The sequence below is a fragment of the Propionibacterium sp. genome (assembly GCF_047719395.1).
In the GTDB taxonomy this organism is placed as follows: domain Bacteria; phylum Actinomycetota; class Actinomycetes; order Propionibacteriales; family Propionibacteriaceae; genus Propionibacterium.
Map to the genome: position 1 here is coordinate 1 of NZ_JBDNTB010000085.1, position 6,178 is coordinate 6,178.

The window sequence follows — 6,178 nt, forward strand, 5'->3', positions numbered from 1 at the left end:
TCCGGCTTCGGTGTGCACACCCTGCGCCTCTCCCTCCGCCGGTTGGCGGTTCCGGTCCGGCCCCTCGGCCCCCACGCCCGCGGCGCTCCCGCGGCGGGCCCCCCCGCGTCCCTGCAGAGCCGCTGCGATGGCCTCGACGAGGTGACGGGCAGGAGACGCCTTGCGGACGATGGACAGGGCACCAGCCGCGATCGCCTCCCGGATGAGGACTGGCTCGTCACCCGAGGTGTAGATGACGACGGGAATGCCATGGGCATGCAGGTGTGCGATGTTGGCGGCCGGGCTGGAGCCGTCGTCGAGTCGAAGGTCGAGGACGGCGACGGTGCCCGGTGAGAGCCGAATGACTGGGGTGAGGGATGCGGTCCACCGAACCTCGGCACGAATCGGTCCGGATTCGAGGGCCTGCCGGACACCCATGGAGACGATCTCGTGGTCGTCGATGACGAGCACATCCACGGCATCGGCCCTGGAAGATGCACCAGACGCTGGACGGGTGGCACCGGAAACCGTGCCACCAGCTTCTGGACGGGTGGCACCGGAAACCGTGCCACCAGGGACGGACTGGGACAATGTGGACTCCCTCCTGTGTGCGTGCTGCGCGCACACCTGCAGCTCAGCAGAACACAGTGTGATCCGCCCCCGGCTCCTCCCCTGACCGAGTTCGCGAAGTGGTCTGGGCACGGGGCGGCACGAAGGCTTGTGCCGCAGACCGAATGGCCCCTGCCCGGCACCACTTCCGGCACGGCATACCCTTGATCGCGCACGAGAAAGGGAGATGCATGCCGACATTGCGTTCCAGCGTCACCACCGAGGGCCGCCTGATGGCGGGCGCCCGCTCCCTGTGGCGGGCCACCGGGATGACTGACTCCGACTTCGGTCGCCCCATCGTGGCGATCGCGAACAGCTACACCGGTTTCGTCCCGGGCCATGTGGGTCTGAAGGACATCGGCGGCATCGTCGCCGACGCCGTCGCCGAGGCCGGCGGTGTGGCCAGGGAGTTCGACACGATCGCCGTCGACGACGGCATCGCGATGGGCCACGGCGGAATGCTCTACTCGCTGCCGAGCCGCGAGATCATCGCCGATTCGGTGGAATACATGTGCAATGCCCATCAGGCCGACGCACTGGTGTGCATCTCCAATTGCGACAAGATCACCCCGGGCATGCTCATTGCGGCCCTGCGGCTCAACATCCCCACCGTGTTCGTCTCCGGTGGCGGCATGGAGTCCGGCCGGCCCGTCGTGCTGAACGACGGCACCCGGACGCACCGGCTCGACCTCATCGATGCGATGACTGCGGCGTCCGACCAGAAGATCTCCGACGACGAGCTGATGCGCATCGAGATGGAGGCCTGCCCCACCTGCGGCTCGTGCTCGGGCATGTTCACCGCAAACTCCATGAACTGCCTCACCGAGGCCCTCGGAATGGCGCTGCCGGGCAATGGCACCACGCTGGCCACCTACTCCGCACGCAAGGATCTGTTCCGACAGGCCGGGCGCACCGTCGTGGACCTCGCCAAGCGCTACTACGACCAGGACGACGACTCGGTGCTGCCGCGATCCATCGCCACCCGCGCCGCCTTTTCGAACGCCATGACCATGGACATCGCGATGGGCGGCTCGACCAACACGATCCTGCATCTGCTGGCAGCCGCGCAGGAGGGCGAGGTCGACTTCGACGAGGATGACATCGACGCGCTGTCACGCAAGGTGCCCTGTCTGTGCAAGGTGGCCCCGAACACCTCTGAGTACTTCCTGGAGGATGTTCACCACGCCGGCGGCATCCCCGCGATCCTCGGTGAACTCAACCGCGCCGGGCTGCTGGACGGCGACGTGCACTCGGTGCACCACGACTCGCTGCAGTCCTTCCTGGACGACTGGGATGTGCGCGGCGGAAAGGCCCTCCCCGAGGCCGAGGAGCTCTTCAGGGCCGCCCCCGGCGGTGTGCGCACCACCGAGATGTTCACCTCCACCAACCGCTACGACGACCTGGACACCGATTCGGAGAAGGGCTGCATCCGCTCGGTCGAGCACGCCTACACCGCCGACGGTGGCCTGGCCGTGCTGCACGGCAACATCGCGCTGGACGGCGCCGTGGTGAAGACTGCCGGCGTGCCAGAGCACCAGTTCGTCTTCCGGGGCACCGCGAAGGTCTCCGAGAGCCAGGAGCAGGCTGTCGACGCCATCCTGAACAAGCAGATCGAGCCCGGCGATGTCGTGGTGATCCGCTACGAGGGTCCGCAGGGCGGTCCCGGCATGCAGGAGATGCTCTACCCCACCAGCTATCTGAAGGGCACAGGGCTCGGCCCCAAGTGCGCGCTGATCACCGACGGCCGCTTCTCCGGCGGCAGCTCAGGCCTGTCGATCGGCCACATCAGCCCCGAGGCGGCGGCCGGTGGCGCGATCGGTCTGGTGGAGGACGGCGACATCATCTCCATCGACATCCCGAACCGCACCATCAACGTGGAGCTCAGTGACGAAGTCCTTGCCGATCGCCGCGCCAAGCGCGAAGAGCTCGGCTGGAAACCCGCCCACCGCGACCGCAAGGTGAGCAATGCGCTCAAGGTGTTCGCACTGCTCGCGCAGAGCGCCGACAAGGGCGCTGCCCGCCGCAAGCTGTGAGCTGCCCCCGATCGACCCAGTGTTGTTCAGCCCGGAGCGCGGATGTGCCCTCCGCGGCTGGACAAACCTCCTGGGCCCTCCCGGACACGCCCACACCCCTGTCTCGATCACGAGTGGCACAGGTCAACCCACAACAACGGCCTGAGGAACCCTGACCAGTCGAGGCCAGTACGTGGAACCAGTACGAAAGAAGGGGTACCGCTCACGCCGGTGAGCGGTACCCCTTCTTGCTGCTGAGGTTCTCGCTGCTGATGTTCAGTAGTGAGAATGGTCAGTGCTATTTGTTCTGTTCCATTGGTTCTGCAGCTGTTTGTTCAGTGGACTTGGTCCAGTGAACTCAGTTCAGTGGACCAAGTCCAGCAGTGGCTGGGAGAAGAGTTGGCGACGTACCCGCTTCGGGGTGCTCCGGTCGGCTACTGTTCGAGCCGCGATCTGTGTCCCCAACTGACAGCTCCTCCCGGGAGCCTCGGTGCCATACCGAAACCCTTGGCCACGGGCTACTCGGCCCTCATCGAGCCGGGTGCTGCTGTCCTGGTTCCAGATTTTGATTCCGTATCCATAGGCATTCTCCCGTCGTTGGGTCCCTGTGCACTCCCCAGTATTGCTCACAATGCCCCCGATGGCACCACCTTGCACGGACGAATTCGCACAGGTGCCGGCCCGAGCGCGGCTCAGTTCACGAAGACCGTCGACTCGAAGCTGTAGCGCGAGGCCCGGAAGACATGGTTCCCGTACTCGATGGCCTGTCCCCTGTCGTCATAGGTGGTGCGCGTCATGGTGAGCACCGCCGAGCCCGGTTTCTCGGCCAGCTGCGCCGCCTCCACCCGGCTGGCGCGCTTGGCGCCGATCGACTGACGAGCCGAGGCCAGATGTACCTCACGGTTGCGCAGCAGGTCGTACAGCCCCGTTCTCCCCAGGTCCTCGCGTGTCGGCGCAAGAAGCGCAGGCATCACATTGTCGAGGACAGCCAGTGGCTCACCATCACTGATACGGACTCGCCGGAAGATGGCAACCGGCGTCCCGGGGGGTAATCCGAGTTCCCCTGACTGTCGCAGATCCGCCGCCTGGATGCTGTAGTCGAGCACCTCTGTACTCGTCATGTGCCCGGCTCTGATGAGCTGTTCGTTGAGGCTGACCAGCTCCGCGGGACGATGGACCTCTTCGGGAGCGACCTGGGTTCCCACACCACGACGGCGGACGATCAACCCTTTGTCCACGAGGCATTGCAATGCCTTCCGCGCCGTCGGACGCGAGACACGCAGCCGATTCGCCAGGGAGACCTCGTCCTCCAATCGCTCCCCCGGAGCCAGCCTGCCATCGCAGATCAGCTGGCGGATCGGTTCGCTGATCTGGAGGTACAGCGGGACGGGGCTCGTGCGATCCAGGATCACGTCCACGGTGAAAACAGCCCGTTGACCGGCCATCTGGCTGCCCCGGGTTCTGCTCATGAGCACATTCGCAGATCCTGCTGAATCCCCTGCACGCCAGCCCGTGTCGGCCGATTCGATCTTCATCACTACTCCTGCGAACGATCGGAGGTGCTGTTCACACCCATATCCCTTCCATCTTGGAGCCGAATCGCCTTCCGGCCAGTCGAACCGCAAAAGTTCGGACAAAGTCATACACGAACTCAAACGATCCCGACGGCCAGACAGGTCGCCACCGGCACCATCGAGGCGACCGTGGCCGTAGGCTCCTTGGCGGCAGACGCACCTGCCACGCATCCAGAACGGGTCCGGTATGCGAGAATCATTGCCGGACGGCGTCAGGTGGCGTCGGCCCCCGACACGATTCGCCACGAAGGGCACGGGTCATCCGTCACAGTGGACGAACGGCAAGGACATCTATGAACAATTCAGACATGACAGTGGAGAACTACACCACGGAGAAGCTCGAAGAGCTGGTGGCAACGACGCCACCCTCGGGCAAGAAGCGGACGATGTGGGCACTGGCCGGGGTCGCCACGCTCGGCTCGCTGCTGTTCGGCTATGACACCGGCGTGATTGCCGGAGCTCTGCCCTACATGTATCTTCCCCGTGCGGCCGGTGGCCTGGCGATGACCACCTTCGAGGAGGGCTGGGTCGGTGGCCTGCTGTGCCTCGGCGCGGCGCTCGGTGCCAGCTTCGGCGGAAAACTGTCCGACAAGTACGGACGCCGCCACAACCTGACGCTGCTGGCAGCAGTATTCATCATCGGTGCGCTGGGATGCACCTTCTCGGTGAACATCGGCATGCTCTACGTCTTCCGCTTCATCCTCGGCACGGCCGTCGGCGGGGCCTCGGCCACCGTGCCGGTCTTCCTGTCCGAGGCCGCCCCCAAACACATCCGCGGCGTCGTGGTCGCTGTCGATCAGTTCATGATCGTGGGCGGGCAGCTGCTGGCCTATGCCATGAACGCCGTCATCGCCCAGTACCGCGGCGGCCCGGCAGCCGTCGTCGGTCACGATCCGGGTGGCGCCTATGCCACCGGCAGCACCCATCCCTGGGACCAGTTGCAGCACATCGTGGGCCTCACGGTGACTGGCGGCAATGGCGACACCTGGCGATACATGCTGGTGCTCGCCACCATCCCCGCCATCGCACTGGGCTTCGGGATCCGGTTCATGCCCGAATCGGCGCGCTGGTACGCCACCCAGCTGCGCGTCCCGCAGGCGATCGGCTCGCTCAAGCGCGTGCGCGACGAGGACGACGAGGACATCGCCTCCGAGCTCGACGAGATGATCGAGGTGCAACGCGCCGAGGCGCACCAGGAGAAATGGGGACTCTCCCAGATCTGGTCCACCGTCTGGACCAGGAAGCTTCTGCTGATCGGCATCGGGCTGGGAGTGGCAGACCAGCTGACCGGCATCAACACCGCGATGTACTACCTGCCGAAGGTGCTGCACGCAGCGGGTTTCTCGATGACCGACTCGATTTCGCTCAATGTGGTCTCCGGGCTGGTGTCCTTGATCGGCTCAGCCGTGGGCTTCCTGCTGATCGCCAAATTCGCCCGCCGCCATGTCGGCATCTACCAGGCCAGCACGATCGTCTTCTTCCTCACCGCGCTGTCGGCTGTCTTCCATCTCTTCATCCAGCCCTTCCAGAACAGCACAGGTGAGATCTCCGGGGCGCCAGTCTTCGCACCGGTGCTGGTGCTGGTACTGGTCTGCCTGTTCGTCTTCGCCAAACAGTCGGGCACGGTGAACTGGGTGCTGTTCTCCGAGATCTTCCCGGCCAGGATCCGCGGCACCGCGCTGGGCCTGGCCGTGGGGGCGCTGTGGATCACCAATGCCATCGTGGCGATCGTCTTCCCCATCATGATGGAGGGGCTCGGCGGGTCACTGACCTATCTGATCTTCGCCGCATTCAATGTGGGGACGCTGTTCTTCTACCTCAGGGTCGTGCCGGAGACCAAGGATCGCAGCCTGGAACAGCTGGAGCTGCAATTCCAGCGGGACTACGCCTGAATCACCAGGGAAAACAGTGATGGGGGGGGGCCCCCCGCCGGCGGCGCCCCCCAACGAGCCCAGAGACACCAGCATGTTACACACATCTGTGCGGGTCCACACCCCAGAGGGG

At 65.2% G+C, this 6,178-nt stretch carries 4 protein-coding genes; 2 read left to right on the forward strand and 2 right to left on the reverse strand.

Annotated elements, in window-relative coordinates:
- Positions 1 to 570 (reverse strand): response regulator transcription factor (locus ABF648_RS11545; protein WP_415632398.1); only part of this gene is annotated, 570 nt, incomplete at its 3' end.
- Positions 571 to 779: 209 nt separating this feature from the next.
- Between ABF648_RS11545 and ilvD the strand changes: the two genes are divergently transcribed.
- Positions 780 to 2,621, forward strand: coding sequence for a dihydroxy-acid dehydratase (gene ilvD / locus ABF648_RS11550; protein ID WP_415632399.1), 1,842 nt, complete (start codon positions 780 to 782; stop codon positions 2,619 to 2,621).
- A gap of 671 nt (positions 2,622 to 3,292) precedes the next feature.
- Here the strand turns inward: ilvD and ABF648_RS11555 are convergent.
- Positions 3,293 to 4,135 (reverse strand): GntR family transcriptional regulator, encoded by an 843-nt coding sequence (locus ABF648_RS11555; protein WP_415632400.1) that lies wholly within the window; start codon positions 4,133 to 4,135, stop codon positions 3,293 to 3,295.
- Between the two features lie 347 nt (positions 4,136 to 4,482).
- Here ABF648_RS11555 and ABF648_RS11560 point away from each other — a divergent pair, with 347 nt between their 5' ends.
- Positions 4,483 to 6,066 (forward strand): MFS transporter, encoded by a 1,584-nt coding sequence (locus ABF648_RS11560; RefSeq protein WP_415632401.1) that lies wholly within the window; start codon positions 4,483 to 4,485, stop codon positions 6,064 to 6,066.
- The last annotated feature ends 112 nt before the right edge of the window (positions 6,067 to 6,178 follow it).